At 40.5% G+C, this 18,847-nt stretch carries 18 protein-coding genes; 9 read left to right on the top strand and 9 right to left on the bottom strand.

The annotated features are described in order from the left end of the window. From KZC02_RS18350 to KZC02_RS18310, 9 genes are all read left to right on the top strand, one after another. Positions 1-1,383 carry an aminopeptidase P family protein gene (locus KZC02_RS18350; RefSeq protein WP_221390033.1) on the top strand — a complete coding sequence of 461 codons (1,383 nt, stop codon included), beginning with the start codon at positions 1-3 and terminating at the stop codon, positions 1,381-1,383. 153 nt (positions 1,384-1,536) lie between these two features. Beyond that, the gene (locus KZC02_RS18345) at positions 1,537-2,910 is read left to right on the top strand and encodes a hypothetical protein (protein WP_221390032.1); all 1,374 of its coding nucleotides are present in this window, start codon (positions 1,537-1,539) and stop codon (positions 2,908-2,910) included. 10 nt (positions 2,911-2,920) lie between these two features. Then, positions 2,921-3,316: a hypothetical protein gene (locus KZC02_RS18340; protein ID WP_221390031.1), complete on the top strand. Its 396-nt coding sequence runs from the start codon at positions 2,921-2,923 to the stop codon at positions 3,314-3,316. Beyond that, positions 3,313-3,678 (top strand): hypothetical protein, encoded by a 366-nt coding sequence (locus KZC02_RS18335; protein ID WP_221390030.1) that lies wholly within the window; start codon positions 3,313-3,315, stop codon positions 3,676-3,678. Before KZC02_RS18340 ends, KZC02_RS18335 begins: the two co-directional genes overlap by 4 nt. A gap of 258 nt (positions 3,679-3,936) precedes the next feature. After that, entirely contained in the window at positions 3,937-4,257 is a 321-nt protein-coding gene (locus KZC02_RS18330) for a helix-turn-helix transcriptional regulator (protein ID WP_221390029.1), read from the top strand. Beyond that, a complete protein-coding gene (locus tag KZC02_RS18325; RefSeq protein WP_221390028.1) occupies positions 4,254-4,754 on the top strand; it encodes an SRPBCC domain-containing protein in 501 nt (166 codons plus the stop codon). The genes KZC02_RS18330 and KZC02_RS18325 overlap by 4 nt, the downstream gene beginning before the upstream one ends. Before the next feature lie 324 nt (positions 4,755-5,078). Beyond that, positions 5,079-5,513, top strand: a complete 435-nt coding sequence (locus tag KZC02_RS18320) for a DUF1801 domain-containing protein (protein ID WP_221390027.1) — start codon at positions 5,079-5,081, stop codon at positions 5,511-5,513. Positions 5,514-5,766: 253 nt separating this feature from the next. Beyond that, positions 5,767-6,225, top strand: coding sequence for a DUF6934 family protein (locus KZC02_RS18315; protein WP_221390026.1), 459 nt, complete (start codon positions 5,767-5,769; stop codon positions 6,223-6,225). Further along, positions 6,222-6,377, top strand: coding sequence for a hypothetical protein (locus KZC02_RS18310; RefSeq protein ID WP_221390025.1), 156 nt, complete (start codon positions 6,222-6,224; stop codon positions 6,375-6,377). Before KZC02_RS18315 ends, KZC02_RS18310 begins: the two co-directional genes overlap by 4 nt. Before the next feature lie 106 nt (positions 6,378-6,483). Here KZC02_RS18310 and KZC02_RS18305 read toward each other — a convergent pair whose 3' ends face one another. The 9 genes from KZC02_RS18305 to KZC02_RS18265 form a co-directional block, all read right to left on the bottom strand. After that, positions 6,484-8,040: a M20/M25/M40 family metallo-hydrolase gene (locus KZC02_RS18305; protein ID WP_221390024.1), complete on the bottom strand. Its 1,557-nt coding sequence runs from the start codon at positions 8,038-8,040 to the stop codon at positions 6,484-6,486. 61 nt (positions 8,041-8,101) lie between these two features. Continuing rightward, a complete protein-coding gene (locus KZC02_RS18300; protein ID WP_221390023.1) occupies positions 8,102-9,541 on the bottom strand; it encodes an APC family permease in 1,440 nt (479 codons plus the stop codon). A gap of 136 nt (positions 9,542-9,677) precedes the next feature. After that, positions 9,678-10,934: an FAD-binding oxidoreductase gene (locus tag KZC02_RS18295; protein WP_221390022.1), complete on the bottom strand. Its 1,257-nt coding sequence runs from the start codon at positions 10,932-10,934 to the stop codon at positions 9,678-9,680. Between the two features lie 125 nt (positions 10,935-11,059). Beyond that, positions 11,060-12,040 carry a 4-hydroxyproline epimerase gene (locus KZC02_RS18290; protein WP_221395102.1) on the bottom strand — a complete coding sequence of 327 codons (981 nt, stop codon included), beginning with the start codon at positions 12,038-12,040 and terminating at the stop codon, positions 11,060-11,062. Positions 12,041-12,246: 206 nt separating this feature from the next. Further along, positions 12,247-13,713 carry an aldehyde dehydrogenase (NADP(+)) gene (locus KZC02_RS18285; protein ID WP_221390021.1) on the bottom strand — a complete coding sequence of 489 codons (1,467 nt, stop codon included), beginning with the start codon at positions 13,711-13,713 and terminating at the stop codon, positions 12,247-12,249. Positions 13,714-13,729: 16 nt separating this feature from the next. Next, complete coding sequence (locus tag KZC02_RS18280) at positions 13,730-14,668, bottom strand: dihydrodipicolinate synthase family protein (protein ID WP_221390020.1); 939 nt, start codon at positions 14,666-14,668, stop codon at positions 13,730-13,732. A gap of 162 nt (positions 14,669-14,830) precedes the next feature. Then, positions 14,831-16,294 (bottom strand): transglutaminase-like domain-containing protein, encoded by a 1,464-nt coding sequence (locus KZC02_RS18275; protein WP_221390019.1) that lies wholly within the window; start codon positions 16,292-16,294, stop codon positions 14,831-14,833. Then, positions 16,291-16,767 carry a DUF3857 domain-containing protein gene (locus tag KZC02_RS18270; RefSeq protein ID WP_221390018.1) on the bottom strand — a complete coding sequence of 159 codons (477 nt, stop codon included), beginning with the start codon at positions 16,765-16,767 and terminating at the stop codon, positions 16,291-16,293. The genes KZC02_RS18275 and KZC02_RS18270 overlap by 4 nt, the downstream gene beginning before the upstream one ends. Before the next feature lie 17 nt (positions 16,768-16,784). Continuing rightward, positions 16,785-18,821 carry a DUF3857 domain-containing protein gene (locus tag KZC02_RS18265; RefSeq protein WP_221390017.1) on the bottom strand — a complete coding sequence of 679 codons (2,037 nt, stop codon included), beginning with the start codon at positions 18,819-18,821 and terminating at the stop codon, positions 16,785-16,787. Between the last annotated feature and the right edge of the window lie 26 nt (positions 18,822-18,847).

Raw genomic sequence — 18,847 nt, 5'->3', positions numbered from 1 at the left:
ATGTTCTCAAAACAAACCTACATACAAAGACGTCAGGAACTAAAAAGTAAAGTTGGAAGCGGATTAATACTTTTTCTTGGCAATGAAGAATCCGGAATGAATTACCGGGACAATGTTTATCCTTTCCGCCAGGACAGTACTTTTCTGTATTATTTTGGGCTGGACTTCGCTTCGATTCATGCAGTTATCGATATAGACAACGATCAGGAAATTATTTTTGGCGACGAACTGACGCTTGATGATATTGTCTGGACCGGCCCAAAAGAACCATTGCATGAGAAAGCGGCGAAAGCTGGTATTACGCACGTAAAGTCACTGAGTGCTGTTTCCGGTTATCTTCACGATGTGTCGTCAAGAAAGCAAAATATTCATTTCCTGCCGCCTTATCGTGGTGAGCATTCGTTGAAATTACTCGACTGGCTTAACATTTCTCCGGCCGAAGCACAGGCAAAAGCTTCGGTTTCGCTGATTAAAGCGGTTGTTTCCATGCGTTCCTACAAATCGGCGGAAGAAGTTGCGGAGATTGAAAAAGCCGTTGATACTTCTGTGGAAATGCACCTGGAATTCATGCGGATCACCCGTCCGGGTATGACAGAAAAAGAAGTTGCAGGCAAATTGCAAAGCATCGCGATCGGACAAGGTGGAGACCTTTCTTATCCGGTTATCCTGACCGTAAATGGCGAAATCCTTCATACACATACGCGCGATCTGGTGATGCAGGACGGACAAATGAGCCTTTGTGATGCGGGTGCGGAAACAGCCATGCGCTATTGCGGCGATCTGACGCGTACCATTCCAACCGGCAAACGCTTTACAACCATACAAAAGGAAATGTATGAAATCGTGCTGAACGCCCAGGAATCAGCCGTTGCAGCCTGCAAACCCGGTATTCTATTCATAGACGTACATACTCTCGCCGCCACCAAACTTTTGGAAGGATTAAAACAAGTCGGCGTTATCAAAGGCGACCCAGCCGAAGCCGTGGCCCACGACGTACACACGCTTTTCTTCCAATGCGGCTTGGGACACATGATGGGACTCGACGTTCACGACATGGAAAACCTTGGCGAACAATACGTTGGCTACACCGAAGATCTCAAAAAAGGCACCACATTCGGCTGGAAATCTTTGCGATTGGGACGGGCATTGGAACCCGGTTTTGTGGTAACTGTTGAGCCTGGTTTATACTTAATTCCAACTCTCATTGATCGTTGGAAGGCTGAGAACAAGCTATCTCAGTTTATTGATTATAATGAATTGGAAAAGCTAAGAGATTTTACGGGGGTGAGAATTGAGGATGATGTGTTGATTACGGAAAATGGGAGTCGGGTGCTGGGGAAGGAGTTGGTGAAAAGTGTTGAGGGGGTTGAGGGGATGCGGTGAGGATTGGATTTCGAGATTTAAGATTAATCGGCAAAAGAGTGGCATTGCCGATTAATTAATTCAGTTCAATAACAACTTATAATATTTACATAAATGCGAATAGTCGAGCAAAACTTTCGCATATTACAAAGTTTCCCGACATTAAAACATAGCATGTCCATAACAAGACCCAGACTAAACGATTTTTACAATGTTCCTATAACACAGGAAGAAGTGGATTTCGCTATTCCTTTTGTTGATGAAGATATACCACTATACCTAGATCCATTTTTACTTTGGAAATCACCTTCAATGCAGGATAATTCGTTGCATCTTCTAATAACCAATAGTTTTAACCATTTAGGCCATCTACTTTCAAAAGGCAGAGAAAAGGATGCCATTGAACTTTTAATTAAAGCATCAGAATGCAACGAGGTCGGGCTAGGTAACTCAAAAACAAAGGAGGGAAAAAGAATTGGTGAAAAACTAGCCAAAAATATCCTAAGTCAGTTCTCAGTAATTCCGCAAATACAAAAATCGGGATTCATTCATTTTGAAGAAATACAATTATTAGTTGACAATTTTTCAAAAGATAGGGTAAGTGATATAGCATGCAATTTTATTCAATCCTTTCTGATTGATTTTACAATTGAGCAATCAGAAAAATACGGTATTCCAATTGAAAAAGTTACATTGAAAAACCTTTACAATTCTAAGACAAACTCTTTTGGTGATGAGGATACTCATTTACCTTTAAACCCTAACACAAAAAAGCCGATACTATTCACACCAAAAAGATGGCTAAGGCATATACCATGGATCAATACTGACGATTACTTTGATAATTACTACACTAAAAATATTCAAAAAGAGGGTGATGTATTTCCAGATAAAATTAAACTTCTGAATTTCAACCGGCAGAACTATGATATTGTCCAAGCGTATACCGCAATTAGAGAAAAGCAATTGGATAATTGTAAAAATGATCCTCTATTTCATCAAATTCCGATCACATCTGCAAAAAGAAAAATCTCAACAATCACAAAACTGCCAACCGGAAAAATTGATAATGCAGACAGGAAGTTTGAAGACAATGTATGCCAACTAATGACTTCTATGGTGTACCCACACTTAGATTTCGCTCAGGAACAAAGCAGAACCGAATCGGGAGTGCAAATACGGGACTTAATATTCTACAATAATAAATCTTACGACTTTCTGAAAGAAATTTATGAAACTTATAGCTGTACTCAAATTGTAATGGAACTAAAAAATGTTCATGAAGTAAAGCAAGAACATGTTTTACAATTAAATAGATATTTGAAAGAACAATTTGGAAAATTTGGAATTATAGTCACAAGAAACCGGCCACCAGATAAGGTAAAACGAAACATTATCGATTTGTGGTCCGCGCATAGAAAGTGCATTTTGATTTTGGATGATATGGATTTAAAACAAATGGCTCAGGTTTTCGAGAGTAAACAACGGAACCCAATTGATATTATCAAGAAAAAATATATTGAGTTCACAAGGGCATGCCCTTCTTAAAAAAATAATTATGAACAATTCAAATATTGATGACTTCAAAAAAATATTAAACCAACTTGAAGGGCTTCATGAAGAGATTTCGTCGCTATCAAAAAAATCTTACACAGACGCATTAAATGTTTTCAAACTTAAATTAGTTAATCAAGTCTTAGTAAGAACAAATGAACTTTTGGGAAAAGAATATAAACCATTTAGTGACTTTATTATTTTTAATGAAGATGACCTTCCAACCAACAGCGATGTTACACTAGTCTTGTCCCAGTACATTAATTGTATGGAAAGCTTACGAGAAGAAAATATTTTCTCAAAAATAGAATATACCACTAGCGGAAGTGTGGCGAAATTATACTGGTGTTGGAAGGGGACGAAAATCGAAACTTATCCACCTAAAAATATAAAAAAATGACAAAGCTCGAAGTGTTACCAACCGATGCAGAAATTACTAAATTTGAAATGCTAAATGAATTAGCGGAATCAATTTATTTAGAAATGAAAGAATTTTCTAAAAAGAAACCAGATGATGCACTTAATCCATTTAAAGTCAAAAATGTAAATCGAGTTCTAACTCAACTAAAAGAATTTTTGATTAACGAACCCACTGCATCATTTTTAGATTTATTGGATGACGAAACACTTCCTACAAACAGCGACGCCATATTAATAATAGGGCAATTTAAAGCCTCCATGGATAATTTTCGACATAAAAATACGAATCGATATCGAATGTGGAAAACCAAAGAAAATCCTGATGGGAAATCGCGAGACTAGTCCAAGACTCCAAGTAAAAGGTATAGCCCAAGCCTGGGCTGACATATTTCAATTGACTGACAAAAGTAAATCGAGCGGTAGCATCGAAATTTCAGCATTCGGTGACAACTAAACCGTTGGGGTAACTGCCCCAACAACACAGCTTAACTCGAATTACCTTAAACATTCCCTTCAAAAATATTTCCAATAACCTTGCGAAACCGAACAGTTGCACATATATTTGCAACCGATTGGCTGCGTAAGTAATTTTTAAACAATATGAGACGAGACATTTTTCAGGCGATAGCAGACCCGACAAGGCGGGCAATTATTGCTTTAATCGCCATGCAGGCAATGACACCGAACGCTATTGCCGACAATTTTAACACGACCCGGCAATCTGTTTCTAAACACCTTCGCATACTTACTGAATGCGAATTGATAAAACAGGAACAGCAGGGCCGGGAAATTTACTACTCTCTTGAAATTGAAAAAATGAAGGAGGTAGATGAATGGCTAAACCAGTTTAGGAAAATTTGGGAGATCAGGTATAATCAATTGGACAATTTATTACTAACAATTAAAAAACAGAAAAAATGAGAAACGACTTACTATTTGATTTTACCGTTGACAAACCAGCAAAAACGGTGTACATAACGAGAGAATTTGACGCCGAACTTCCAATGGTATGGGATGCTTACACCAAACAGGAAATTCTGGACCAATGGTGGGCACCAAAACCCTGGTCGTCCAAAACAAAAGTGATGAATTTTGAAGAAGGCGGACGGAGATTTTATGCAATGGTAAGCCCGGAAGGACAGGAACGTTGGGCGCTTCAAAAATATACCTCCATTAGTCCAAAAACCAATTTCAAATTTTTGAATGCTTTTGCAGATGAAAATGAAAATCCTCAATTGCCTGGTTCTGAATGGGATCTGAGTTTCAGCGAAGAAAGCGGAAAGACAAAAGTCAGTGTTTCTATTTACAATGAATCCCTTGAACGCATGGAGAAGATGATTGAAATGGGCTTCAAAGAAGGGTTTACAATGACGTTGAATGGCTTGGAAGAGTTATTAGCAACTCTGTTGCGGAAATAATTTGTTCAAAAAGTTTTCAAAAACACAACGCTGGCAATGAACTCAACCGTGGTCGTGTCTTCATGTCAACTTATTAGATATGGTTAAGTATGGTACAGCTTCCAGTGCTTTTACTTTTTTTCTTGACAAAAAAAGTAACAAAAAAGTCAAGGCGAAAAAAAGCTTCAACGCGCATTTCTCACGCACACCCCGCTTTTTCGCCAGGCCCGCGCACTCGGTAACCTAGCACTGGCAATCAAATGGCGATATGTCCAATTATTTAAGTAAACATTATTGTGTTAAGGAATTACAAATGTTGACAGATTTATATTTTTAAGAATTAGAATGGACATAGAAACACAAATCGAAGACTATTTAACCAGCCAACCTGAACCGAAACGTAGCGACATGCAAGCATTGCACGACACTATTCTACAAGCAATGCCGGGATGTAAATTATGGTTTCTGGATGGTAAAGACAGTGAAAATAAAACTGTTTCGAACCCTAATATTGGATATGGTTTCTACACCATGCAACTTGCTGGCGGAAAAACCAGAGAGTTTTATCAGATTGGTTTGAGCGCAAACACGACCGGAATTTCTGTCTACATTCTTGGGATAAAAGATAAGACATACCTGGCTCAAACGTTTGGAAAGCAGCTAGGCAAGGCAAGTGTGACCGGTTATTGCATTAAGTTTAAGGCGCTGAAAGATATAAATATTGATGTACTTGTCGCCGCGATAAAGTATGGGGTTGAGGCTACGAATGACAAAAGCTAATATCATACGGTCGGTAGGAAAGTTAAATTTGAATATTTACAGACAAATTGGGTGTTATATGACTGAAATTGGAACAGAATAACAACTTAAACCATATCGGATAATAGAAAAGTGACAAACTGATCGCAAAAAAAGTTACAATTGGACTTGATAAATCTGTATTTGTATGTTAACTCGATAAAAATTCGTGTAGAAAGTCCAACAGACAAAGTAACATAACACTCGAAATAAATATCCGCACTCAATCATCAACATGAAGCAACCCAAGTATTTATATCGTTCAGAAGAACTGTTTTTATTTTACCAATTTACAAGTGAAGGGCCAAAAGGATTAATTAAAAAAGTAGTCGAGTACACGGAAACAAGCACCGAAAATGTTTATAACTTAGGTTTCGGAGACTATGTTGAAGCAACAAAAAGTATCGATGATCTTTCGGTTACAAATAATGGTGATAGTTTGAAAGTCCTGGCAACGGTAGCTTCAACTGTTTACGCATTTACGGAAAAGCATCCAAACGCATGGATTGTGGCTACCGGAAGCACCGCAGTGAGAACAAGATTGTATAGAATGGGAATCACAAATAACTTAACAGAAATTTCAGAGGATTTCGTTATATTTGGCTATAACCAAGAAGGAAATTGGGAAGAATTTATTATTGGAGAGGAATATGAAGCCTTCTTGATGACAAAAAAAGTTAACCGATTTGAATGATGAAAATAGATGAATTAAATAAATCAAAAGTTCCGATCATCGTTTTTGATAAAAATCTGGAACAGTTTAGAGGGAAAGTATTATTTCCTGAAAAGCTTAAAAAGGCGAACGAAATCTTGGCAAAAACCGGACTTCCTAAGTTAAATAAGTAGCTGAGATTTACATCGGTCAACGTTGACGACTGCGAACCAACAAAAACGCAAAGACCTTTCGCGCCCATTGCGAAAACCCTTTGCGTTCATTGCGTTTAATTTGAACCTACCTCCCTACCCCAGCAGCCGCAGGCTTAGCCTTAGGCAATTCCTTACGAGGAATTTTCTGATCCATCTGAGCGGTATTATATACAAAGGCAGCCACTACAACAGCCATTTGCTTCAAATCATCCATTTCCAGCCGTTCGAAAGTATCGGCATTGGTATGGTGCGTGCGGGTGTTGTATTCAATACCGTCCTGAATAAACTGAAAGCCCGGAAGTCCGAGTGCATCGAAACTCTGGTGATCGGTTCCGCCTGTATTTCTTGATGTAACGGTTGGATGATCGATAATATCCGCAAACGGTGTCAGCCATTTTTCGAATGTAGCTCTTGGACCTTCATTACCTTGTAAGTAAATTCCTCTTATGCGGCCTGTCCCGTTGTCAATATTATAATAGGCTGATAACTTTTCATGCGCCGGCAGGAGTTTCATCGTTTGCGGATCGCCAAAAGTATTTTTTACGTAATTACGGGAACCATGCAATCCCTGTTCTTCACCTGACCAAAGTGCGATCCGGATTGTCCTTTTTGGTTTTAAACCAGACGCCTGCAATATCCTGACCGCTTCCATCATTACAGTGCAACCGGCAGCATTATCAGTGGCACCAGTTCCGCTATGCCACGAATCCAGGTGGCCGCCAAGCATCACGATTTCATCCTTTAACTTTGGATCCGTACCCGGGATTTCGGCAATAACATTACCGGTGGTCAGCTTTTTATCATAAAAAGTTGTTGCCGATTCAGCTTCCAGAGTTACCGGGATACCGTCTTCTACCAGGCGGGTTATTAGCCCTGCATGTTCGGGAGACATTTCAAATGCCGGTCCTGCGAGAGATGCATCGCCTTTGTAAGACGCACCGTTGCTGGTAAAAAATGTACCGTGTTTTCCGTTCCGGCCTGCGAGTTCAAGCTTGATCTTTTGAGCCTTTAAAGTACTATCTACTTTACTTCTGAAAGAACGCATTGTACGCATTTTTTCCATTTGCTCCGGAGTAAAATTACCTTGTCCCATGGGCTGCGAATTGGTCATTTTATCCAGATCTTCGGTTGTATAACGGATTGCATCAGGTTTAAAAGTAGGGTCTGTATCGGCATTACCTTTTACCAGTACAATCTTTCCGCTCAATTTCCCGTCTGCATACTTTTTAAGATCTTCCTCATTCTGAATATCAATGATGATTACTTCACCTTTTATCGGCCCCGAAGTGCCGGAAGTCCAGGCTTTTGGAATGGCAATAAAAGGCATATAATAAGGTTTGGTCATCGCCAGATAGCTTTTTTCTACCTGCCAGCCTTTTCCAAATTCGCCCCATTCTTCAATCCGGGAGTTCTGTAATCCCCATTTTTTCAACTCAGCAACCGACCATTCGGCAGCACGCTGAAAACCTGGTGAATTGGTGAGGCGCGGACCGGACACGTCCGTTAGCTGATGTGCAATTTCTTTTACTTTGGAGTTATCATAACCTTCCTTCCGGATTTTGGCCATGGCTCCCGTATCAATTTCCTGAGCGAATACAAGTCCCGGACTGAGGAGTAATAAAGAATAAAAACTTAGTTTCATAGGAGTGGAAATATAAGGTTGGGGATATTTGGGAATTCCTCAAAAATCCTGAATTAGTAAGCTAAGCGGCAATTTCTTTCTTAGCAATCAAATAATAAACCGGAATCCCAAGTAATACAATGATCAAGCCGGGCCAGGTATATTCCGGCTTATAAATGATCAGCAATACACAGAATGCGATGCCCATTACAATGTAAATAATTGGCAGGAAAGGATACCCGAAAGCTTTATAAGGTCTTGGTGCATCCGGCCTTTTCTTGCGGAGTATAAAAATACCGACGATAGTAAGCATATAAAATACAACTACAACGAAAGAGATCATGTCCAGCAAATTTCCATATTTCCCGCTCAGGCTCCACAAACATGCAATCACGCATTGAATCCACAAACCGAATTCAGGAACGGAATTTTTATTTAAAACACCTACCTTTTTGAAGAATAAACCGTCTTTAGCCATGGAATAATATACCCTTGCTCCTGACATAATCAGCCCATTGTTACAGCCAAATGTAGAAATCATGATCATAACTGCGATTATGATCGTTCCGGCACTTCCGAAAATGACATGTGATGCACTGACTGCCACGCGATCCTTATCTGCGGATGCGATTTCCTGTAAAGACAAAACGCCGGTATACATGACATTGGTCAACAAATAGATAACCGTCACGATGATGGTTCCTAAGGCAAGGCTCAACCCGATATTACGTTGCGGATTCTTAATTTCTCCGGCAATAAAAGTCACATTATTCCAGGAATCGCTGCTGAAAATAGAACCTACCATGGAAGCCGCAATGGCGCCAAAAGCAGCAATAGTAGTATAGGATTCAATACTGCCATCGACATTCAGTTTGTGCAGGTCCCACATGGCAGATGCGTCCCAATTGGTATTCCATATTTCAGGAACCATAAAAATCAGTCCGAAAACGATAAGGCCAAGAAGACTTAAAAGCTTGGTTAAGGTGAAAGTAGTCTGGATAATTTTGCCGCTGTTAACGCCACGTGTATTAATAAACGTCAGAAGGATAATGAGGACCAGTGATAGTAATTGTGCAGGAGATATTTGAAGAAAACCAAGATTGATTGCCACCAGATCTTCACTGAACATGGGTAAGAGATAGGCCGTAAATTTGGCAAAAGCTACGGCGACGGCTGCAATCGTTGCGGTTTGAATAACAGTGAAGAAGCTCCATCCGTACAAAAAGCTGATTAACGGATTATAGGCCTCTTTCAGATACACATATTGTCCGCCGGCCTTTGGAAACATAGCGCTTAATTCACCGTAACTCAATGCGGCCGTGAGTGTCATAAAACCTGTAATGGCCCATACAAACATGAGCCAGCCTACGCTTCCTGTATTTCTGGTAATATCGGCGCTCACGATAAATATCCCCGAGCCGATCATACTTCCGGCGACGAGCATCGTGGCATCGACCAGCCCTAATGAGGGTTTAAATGATGTAGTTTCGGCAGTCGTATCTACGGTACTTTCTTGTGACATAAAGGTTAGGATTATCAGGTCAGGTTTTGGTGTTGTAAGCTACAATATTATTTGAAACTATAAAATCAGATAGTAAGCCAATAGTAAAAAGTTTACAGTTTAAAGTCACCTTCACGCAAAATCCAATGAAAAACCTTTAATTATATCTTTCAGGATTATAAAGTTTAATATTCGCAGAAAGCGCAGTTCTGTTTGCCAGCTCGGCCACCATTTTTCCGGTTGCCGGCCCCAAACTGATCCCCATCATACCATGACCGCCCGCAACGATCAGGTTTTTTAGTTTTTTACTATATCCCAGATACGGCAATCCATCAGGTGAACATGGCCGGAAACCATACCAGATCTTTTCTTTGGCAGGAACTTCCACATTCAGCTCAGGATAATACTGAGGAATAGAATTTACAATTCCTTCTACACGGTTCATATTGATCTGGTTGTTTAAAGCTGCCAGTTCCATAGTGCCGCCAAAACGAACATGGCCATTCATAGGCGTAACTGCCACGCGCGCTTCGATCAGTAATGCCGGATGTACAATTTTGTGTTCAGCATTGGGCTCCATAAAAGAATAACCTTTTCCGGGCATGACAGGAATCGACAAACCAGCCAGTTTAGAAAGCTGCGGAAGCCAGGAGCCGCCCGTCATAATTATAAGGTCGCCACCTATATTTCCATGACTGGTTTCAACGGATTTTATTTCCCCGCCGCTAATTTGATATCCCGTCACTTCGGCATTGGTAATTACTTCTCCCCCATTCGCTTTAATATATTTCAAAAGCTGGGTAAATAATGCATATGGATATAAATGCGCGTCGCAATGATAATGAACAGCACCCAACACATCCAGTTTTATATCAGGTTCAATATCCTGCACCTGTTCTTTGGAAAGCATTTCTACATCCAGACCCAGTTTTTGCGCATCTTTTCCTACATGAATTTCCTCTTCACCTGCTTTTTCTGTTTTGTAAAGCATGAGGATGCCTTTCTTTTCCAGACCAAAATCGAACCCTTCTTCTTTGGCAAGATCTTCATACAACTGCTTGCTCAGCAAGTGATAATCTCTCAGAAATGGTGCGGCACGTTCTACATTGGCTTGTGTCGCACTCTTCATAAATTTCAATCCCCATGAGATCAGGGAAAAGTCCAGGGATGGTTTTACATAAAAGGGACTGCGGCTGTTGAACATCCATTTTATACCTTTTGAGATCATTCCCGGTGCTGCCAAAGGAATAAAATGGCTCGGGACAATCATTCCCGCGTTGCCCTGTGAACAATTATCTGATAAATCTCCTTTATCCACCAGCGTAACTTTCCACCCGCTTTTCAAGAGATAATAAGCCGAAGCCAATCCCATAATTCCACCGCCGATAATTACTGCTTTACCTGTATCTTTCATAATGACTTCGGCCGTCGGCAATCAGCTTCCGGCTTTTTTTGGCCAAATGGCCTTTCCTATTATGTAATGATTTACCTACTTCAATTTAGCGAAGGCCGATTGCCAAAAGCCGACGGCCGACGTTTTTAAATTACCTGAAACCCGTACGCATACGGATCTTCTTCGTCGTCTATGAAAATCGTATTATAACCTGTTACGACCGCCCAGCCTTCTATTCCGGGAATAATAGCTGGTTTGTCGCCGATGCTTACTTCATCCTCAACAGTACCAATAAATTTGGAGCCTATAATACTTTCATGAATAAACTGATCTCCTTTTTTAAGTTTGCCCTTTGCATGCCATTGCGCCATTCTTGCAGAAGTTCCTGTTCCGCATGGTGATCTGTCGATGGCTTTATCACCATAAAAAACCGCGTTTCTGGCCGTTGATGCCGGATCTAAAACGGCACCAGCCCACAGAAAATGGCTTAAACCGTTGATATGTTCGTTTTCAGGATGGACAAATTTGTATTGTTCGTTCATCCGCTTGCGGCAAACCCTGCTCCAGCTGATCAATTGGTCGGCAGTATAATTTTCCAATCCTTTGAAATTTTCCTGCGGATCAACAATAGCATAGAAATTTCCGCCATAGGAAACATCAACTGTAAGTGTGCCCAGGTCAGGACATTCTACTGTCAGTTCCTCAGCTGCAAGAAAAGATTTTATATTAATCAGTTTAACTGATTTTACTTTTTTACCCACCTGAACGTATTCTACCAATACCAGTCCGGCAGGCGTTTCCAAACGTAATTTTCCTGGAATTTTAGGTGTTACCAGTCCTTCTTCAATGGCAATGGTTACAGTTCCGATCGTTCCGTGCCCGCACATGGGCAGACAGCCGCTGGTTTCGATATATAAAACACCTATATCATTTTCGGGATCAACAGGTGGATACAATATGCTTCCACTCATCATATCATGGCCGCGTGGTTCAAACATCAGTCCTTTTCTGATCCAGTCAAATTCCTTTAAAAAATGAAGGCGGCGCTCCATCATGCTGTTTCCATTGAGCAAAGGGCCACCGCCAGCAACTACCCGAACAGGATTTCCACAGGTATGGGCATCAATACAAAAAAAGTTTTACGCATAGGTTATGGGGGCTATCGGCGGTCGGCTTTCGGCAATCAGCATTCGGAGGCCGCCTTAGACTTGGCAAGCCTGAAATATGGGGTCGCCCAGACGGGGTCGCCTAGACGGGGTCGCCTAGATGGGGTCGCCAAGGCTTACCAAGCCTGATTTTCCCCAGTCGAAAGCTGACCGCCGATAGCCGACAGCTACTTTGTCAATTCGTTATCAACTGTCCGCCAGATATTCAGCGGATTATCATTTTTTAATTCATCCGGCAAAAATTCATCCGGCCAGTTCTGAAAACTTAGCGGCCTTACAAAACGCCTGATCGAATCTGCACCAACCGAAGTATACTGACTGTTACTGGATGAAGGAAAAGGCCCTCCGTGATGCATGGATTTACAAACCTCAACACCGGTCGGGAAATTGTTAAAAATAATCCTTCCGCATATATTCTGAATGACTGAAACCAATTCTTCACTTTCTGCCAGATCTTCGTTCGTTGCAAGAAGCGTGGCAGTCAGTTGCCCGTGTAATTTTGACGCTACAGCAATTACTTCATCCGCATTTTTACATTTTACAATCAGAGCAAAGGGGCCGAATACTTCTTCCTGCAAAGCATTGTTGATCAGAAAATCAATTCCGCTTACAGAAGCCACAGTTGCCGCTCCCTGTCCTTCCTCAGCTTCAACCGTGGCAACCGCCAAAATATCCACACCCGATTGCGAAACCAGCTTTTGACGATTTTCAGTATATGCCTTTGCAATTCCTGTATGCAGCATATATGCCGGAGCTGCCTTTTTTATTTCTTCATTTAAAACCTCAATAAAACCGTCCAGATCTTCTCCATCGGTTCCAATCAGCAAACCGGGATTTGTACAAAACTGGCCGACTCCCAAAGTCAGTGAACCTGCATATTGTTTTGCCAGTTCGCCAGCAGAAGTTTTCAATTTTCCCGGCAGAAGAAAAACAGGATTTATGCTTCCCATTTCAGCATAAACTGGAATTGGCTCTTTACGCTTGTTGGCTACTTCTACCAACGCCATTCCTCCACGGTAAGATCCTGTAAAACCAACTGCTTTGATAATAGGATCACTCACCAATAATTGGGCTTCTTCATTGGTTTCACAATAAACATGAGAAAAAGTCCCTTCCGGAAAACCACTTTTCTCAACCGCACGGCTTATTGCATCAGCCATGATCTGTGAAGTTTTGGGATGCCCCGGATGTGCTTTTACAATAACCGGACAGCCCGCAGCAATAGCACTCGCGGTATCTCCGCCAGCAGTAGAAAAGGCAAACGGAAAGTTGCTCGCTCCAAAAACAGTAACCGGACCAAGCCCGACATTCGTTTTTCTGATATCAGGTTTTGGCGGCGTACGTTCTGTATTGGCTGTGTCAATACTTGCATCCAAGGAATCGCCTCGCTCTACTGCATCCGCATAACTTCTCCATTGAAAAATAGTCCTTCCTTTTTCACCAACCAGGCGCCCCTCAGGCAAATGTGATTCTTGCTGTGCAGTGGTAATTAACTCCGGCCCGAGTGCCTCAATTTCAGCAGCCACATTCCGCATGAAAGTTACCCTTTTCTTTAGACCGAATTTCCCGATAGCAACAAATGCTTCCTGTGCTTTCTGCAATATATTTTCTATTCCTTCTTTTGAAATATTCATAGGGACTGTTTAAGCTTTATGCTAAAGAAGCTTCATTTGTCAGATTTAAATAGTCCGACAAAACGGGTTGCGTTTCAATTGCTTTATTGATAATGGCCAGTACTTTTTCTCTTTCAGTACCTGTCAGAACCATACGTGGTGCTCTTACATATTCCGAACTGATTCCTACCTGTGCAGCTGCCAGTTTAATATTCTGAACCAGTTTTGGATGAATATCGAGTTCCAGCAATGGCAGATACCAGCGGTAAATACTCACTGCTTCTTTATATTGGCCGGCTTTGATCAAATTAAAAATTGCTACGGTTTCTTTTGGAAATGCATCCACCAAACCACCCACAACACCATCTGCACCCAACATAACTTCTTCCATGATGAGTGTATCAACACCACAGAAAATCCTGAAGCGGTCTCCAAAACGATTAAACAAACGCGTTACATTGCTTACATCACGGGTCGATTCTTTAATAGCATGAATATTTGGGATTTTCGCCAGTTCTTCAAACATGCTGAGTGTCACTTCAATCTTGTAATCCACTGGATTATTATAGATCATCAATGGCAAAACCGTACTGTTGGCAATAGTTGTAAAATAAGCAACGGTTTCATCATCATCTGCTTTGTAACGCATTGGAGGAAGCACCATCAGTCCGTCCGCACCATTGGATTCTGCCTGTTTTGCAATGTTAACTGCAACGGCTGTCGACTGTTCAGCGATACACAATACAACCGGCATACCAGCTGGAAGTGATTTTTTAGCATATTTTACCAGTTCAAACTTTTCCTCAGTTGTCAGTGTGCTGGCTTCTCCAAGCGAACCTGCTACAATGACACCGGAAATCCCGGCTTCAACCTGAGCCTGTAAATTCTTATCAAAAAGATCAAAATCAATTGTATCCTCTGCTGTAAATGGCGTTACCAATGCAGGAAAAATGCCCTGCCATAGTTCTTTGTTCATATATAGGTTTTATTAAGATAAAATATCAATGTTTCTTTTATCAAAAGTAATCAACCAGCAAGCAAAAAACATTTCGGGTTTTAATCAATTCTATACGGATTTTAACCTAAAAGAAAGTGATTGGAACAGAAGTCTGTTAATTCTGATATAAGTAAGATAATCTCATTCCTTATTTTCGACAAAAACTATCTGAGCGCGATCAGCTTTCCTTATTTTTTTGAGAAAATCTATCCAGGCAGTATAATCTTTACTCGGGTATCTGCCGCCGTTCAGGATTACTTTACGTGAGCACAAAAGCTGATTATCCTTAAATATCGTCTTGCTTTCATAAACACCAAATACCGAATTGATCTGGAAGGAAGGTAAAGTAGTTTCCAGCTTATACCCCTGTGGAATGGTGTATGAAACGGAATCCAGGTCCGTAAAATCGTAGTCGGACAGAGAAAGATAAAAATCGGTAGTTCTCTCTGTTGCTGCGGGCATCTCAAACGGTACACTTAATAAACCAGGTTTTACGAATAGGCGTGTACCTGTTTTGGTTGCACAACTGCGCACATTCATACTTAGTTTTTCGGTAACAGACGGGTCTGTGCCTTTTCCTTCAGTTAGTTCAAAACGCTGCAATTCCAAACTTGGCAAATTAACGTGACTGATCAGCCATTTCTTTTGTGCTTCTTTAGTACTGTTGTATAAAATACTGTTTCTCGATTCCTGGCGTACCCCTGTATATAAGGTCTGAACCTCAATCTGGCCATCTCCCGTAGTTTCTAACTTTACCTGGCTATTTCTTTTACGCATATTCTGGCTGGGTTTGTAGCCGGGAGTTGCTACCAGCTTTCCCCCTTCGGGCATTACCAGCAAAGCATACCGGCCACCGGTAAATGTCCCCATAAAATTTGCCTGGGTAGTCTGGCTTGTACATTCGAGCCACATGGTGTCTTTTGCGACAATGGCACATGCAATAACATGATTGAACTGGCTGCTTGGAAAATCAGGTTTAATTTTTGCTTCATCACCTGCTTTGATTAATGCCCCGTAACACGTAATCCCGGCCTGCCTGAGAGCCGCCAGGGTAAAATTGGTCAGTGCTTTACAATCACCGTATCCCTTGTTGGCAACCGTAGTTGCATCAATGGTTTGCCAGCCACCAATACCTAGCTGGATACTTACATACCGCGACCTTGCCTGCATCCATTTATAGATCAGCAAAACTTTTTCACGATCCGTTTTTGCATCTTTAACAAGCGCTTTTATTTCAGCATTTGTAGCAGGTGGAAGTACATCCCTGCCTGCATTTAGAGTATAATAAAACTTACTCAGATCCTCCCAGCTATTAAAATTTCCCTTGTAATCCTGGATTTCAAAATCGGACGGTGAAGCCAGTACCATCGGCGAAAAATCAAACGGATGCAAAGCGTATGAATCTGGTTTTGAAGCTGGCTTGTCATCCATTTTCCACAAGTGTATTTCTGCCCCCGCCGCATCTGTTGATTTGACAACAGGCGGCACCCCATTGTATTCTTTATACCGAAATTTAAACCCGGAAGGTACTTTTATCGTGTAAACAGAATGTTCAACGGCTGTCCTCGAATTCGAAACCGGCATCCATCTGGGATAAAACATCATGTTGCGTTCCCTGGTATCGTAGCTGTATTCAATAGTGTAAGGATATGGATAGCTTTTTTTCCGAAATCAGCCAGTTTTACTCTGGCATCAGTAATTTCATCACCTGCCCCGCCGTACCCGTAATCTTCGATATCAGCATTTTTTAGTTTTCTGATCAGTTTTCCTGCCGCATCATACAGATTGCCATCTATACTACCAATTTTGGTAAACTTGTCGTAACCCACCATGAGCTGGCTATGTTCTTCCTCTCCTTTTTCATTTAAGATCGTAACTACCAGCCGGGAGCGCAGCTTCCCTTCGCCCTTTGTCATAATTTCCCAATAGGTTTCATCCAGACGGATCACTGCGTCAGCGTCGGCAAGAAGTAAAGGATTAATAGTGGCAACACTAAAATTTTCCTGGCCAAAAAGAGGATAAGTTAGTGTTAAACAAAAAATTGCAAAGAGGCTTTGAACAACCAAACGTATTTTCATGATGAGGGAAATAAGGATCATTTCGCTTTTTTCTTAATAATTACCGGCTGTGCATGTTTCTGAACAACCCTTTCAAAGAATTCTTTCAGGTTTCCATATTCCTCAGGTGGAAAATGTAATTGACTAATTATTAAACTACTGCTGACCTGAATAACATTGCTGGTATGTTGAATCTGGTAAGTAAATACTCCACCTTTATCTGGCAATGAAAATATTTCAGATTTCGGCATTTCTTCAATCATATACCCATCAGGCAGTTTGAAATTACCAATAAATGAATTACTTATTCCACTTGTAAAATCCAATGGATAAATACGTTCCGGAGACTTTAATGGATTTTCTGCCAATTTACCTACCAGAATAGGGTCAAAGTAAAATAAACCAGACGAGGCACTCTCATTTTCTAATTCGAAATTACAGTTGACATTCACTGCTTTGTGAATATTTTCATCTTTGTTGGTAATCTTTATTCCATCAATTTTCCATTCCGGAACTTGTTTTTTCAAGTCGTCCTGATAAGTTCTTTCCAGCTCCTTTGCATATTTGCCACGCCACCGTAAAGCTTCATACCCTCCATATGACAAACTGTAAACCCCCTTTATCATTCCGTCTTCAGGTGATATACTCGCCTGAATCATTTCCCGTTTGATCTGATTATCTGTTGGAATTAATCTCACAAAACTTCCAAAACCTTCTTTTGTTACCAAACGCCCATATCCGTTTACAGCCTGTTCCGGGAGTAAGCCGGGCTTAGCATACACCTGAGTAGCATCAAGATCATATTCTTTTTCTCCGATTTTAACTCGGCCAATTACATAATTGAAACTTTCAAGTGTTGGATTTGATCTGATAACCTGACCATGCAACCTAGTGCTAAGTATAATAGGATCACATGCAATATTCAGTGCCCGCAACAAATTGATCAGTGTAAGATTGATATCGCTGACATTTCCTGCTTTATTATCATAAGCCTTTTTTGCGCCTTCATTTGATGCCAATCCATTATGTCCGTCCCATTTCATATAATTTTGAATATGGTTGTATGCAAGATTCATTCTTTCTTCCGGATCCTTGGTTTTGGCAGAAATTTCATCAATAATTAATTTGAGATGAGCATTTTTTCGGAGTTCTCCTCCAAACCATGCAGCTTCATTTAAATTCCAGTCAATACTTTCCCAGGTATGGGCATATTGATTAACTATTTCTCCGGTTACAGCAATAGTTTTTAATCCAAAACTGATTTTCGTTAAATAATCTGAGGCGGTAGTAATAAAAGGTTCATTGGTAAAAGGTGGTGAATCTTTAACAACATAGCGATATGACATTCCTGCGCCGTTATATTTTTCATGTCCAACGATTATATTTTGCTTTTCTTCATTCCTTATATAAAATGGCAAAAACCCCCCTATCGTTTTTCTGTAATCTAGAAAAACAGGAATATTTATCTTGTATTCGCTCCATGCAATAGGGACCGAGCCCTGAAATGCCCATGTAGATGGCTCTATTTGATAATTCAAAGGAGTAATACGCGTGTAAGAATATTCTATTACTGACCCTTTTCTGACATTTGGCAAATTAAATTTTATAGCAAAAAGTTCATTGGAAAGTCTTTCCTTTTTTATGGATTTTTTGTCCAGTGTAGTTGTTACAATCTGATTACCTTCCATATTATATGTAAAACCTTTCAAATCATCTATTCGCTCATCGTTTTCATAACCACTTCCATCATAATAAATCAAAGATGCCGATGCCTGTTCAAGTGCTGATTCTTTAAGTATTTTAATTCTCACCCAACAATCCATAGTCATTACAAGACCCGTACGTTCCGTATAACGGAAATTAACACTTCCATAATCATACAAATTAACCGCATTAATTGTACTGTCTCCCTTATAAGCTGTCATCAATAAAGCTTCCTTATCAATATCACCAAATTTAGGTTTAAAATCTTCCTGTGAAAAGCTGATAAAAGGGTAAATGATGAGTGTAAAGCACATAACTATGCGATAATATAAACGCGTGGCTATGTGCTCATGGTTCGTAATTGATTTCATTAAGATATGTTGATGTTATGACGAGT

Origin of the sequence: Dyadobacter sp. NIV53 (assembly GCF_019711195.1) — a bacterium.
Lineage (GTDB): Bacteria > Bacteroidota > Bacteroidia > Cytophagales > Spirosomataceae > Dyadobacter.
Note: the sequence above shows the minus strand (reverse complement) of the source record. Positions and strands in the feature narration are given on the sequence as shown.

What these genes read in the sequence shown, in the direction of transcription:
- KZC02_RS18285 (WP_221390021.1), bottom strand. Translation starts at nt 13,713, where the DNA reads ATGAATATTTCAAAAGAAGGAATAGAAAATATATTGCAGAAAGCACAG.
- KZC02_RS18340 (WP_221390031.1), top strand. Translation starts at nt 2,921, where the DNA reads ATGAACAATTCAAATATTGATGACTTCAAAAAAATATTAAACCAACTT.
- KZC02_RS18345 (WP_221390032.1), top strand. Translation starts at nt 1,537, where the DNA reads ATGTCCATAACAAGACCCAGACTAAACGATTTTTACAATGTTCCTATA.
- KZC02_RS18295 (WP_221390022.1), bottom strand. Translation starts at nt 10,934, where the DNA reads ATGAAAGATACAGGTAAAGCAGTAATTATCGGCGGTGGAATTATGGGA.
- KZC02_RS18320 (WP_221390027.1), top strand. Translation starts at nt 5,079, where the DNA reads ATGGACATAGAAACACAAATCGAAGACTATTTAACCAGCCAACCTGAA.
- KZC02_RS18325 (WP_221390028.1), top strand. Translation starts at nt 4,254, where the DNA reads ATGAGAAACGACTTACTATTTGATTTTACCGTTGACAAACCAGCAAAA.
- KZC02_RS18315 (WP_221390026.1), top strand. Translation starts at nt 5,767, where the DNA reads ATGAAGCAACCCAAGTATTTATATCGTTCAGAAGAACTGTTTTTATTT.
- KZC02_RS18305 (WP_221390024.1), bottom strand. Translation starts at nt 8,040, where the DNA reads ATGAAACTAAGTTTTTATTCTTTATTACTCCTCAGTCCGGGACTTGTA.
- KZC02_RS18300 (WP_221390023.1), bottom strand. Translation starts at nt 9,541, where the DNA reads ATGTCACAAGAAAGTACCGTAGATACGACTGCCGAAACTACATCATTT.
- KZC02_RS18335 (WP_221390030.1), top strand. Translation starts at nt 3,313, where the DNA reads ATGACAAAGCTCGAAGTGTTACCAACCGATGCAGAAATTACTAAATTT.
- KZC02_RS18270 (WP_221390018.1), bottom strand. Translation starts at nt 16,767, where the DNA reads ATGAAAATACGTTTGGTTGTTCAAAGCCTCTTTGCAATTTTTTGTTTA.
- KZC02_RS18280 (WP_221390020.1), bottom strand. Translation starts at nt 14,668, where the DNA reads ATGAACAAAGAACTATGGCAGGGCATTTTTCCTGCATTGGTAACGCCA.
- KZC02_RS18275 (WP_221390019.1), bottom strand. Translation starts at nt 16,294, where the DNA reads ATGATGTTTTATCCCAGATGGATGCCGGTTTCGAATTCGAGGACAGCC.
- KZC02_RS18265 (WP_221390017.1), bottom strand. Translation starts at nt 18,821, where the DNA reads ATGAAATCAATTACGAACCATGAGCACATAGCCACGCGTTTATATTAT.
- KZC02_RS18330 (WP_221390029.1), top strand. Translation starts at nt 3,937, where the DNA reads ATGAGACGAGACATTTTTCAGGCGATAGCAGACCCGACAAGGCGGGCA.
- KZC02_RS18350 (WP_221390033.1), top strand. Translation starts at nt 1, where the DNA reads ATGTTCTCAAAACAAACCTACATACAAAGACGTCAGGAACTAAAAAGT.
- KZC02_RS18310 (WP_221390025.1), top strand. Translation starts at nt 6,222, where the DNA reads ATGATGAAAATAGATGAATTAAATAAATCAAAAGTTCCGATCATCGTT.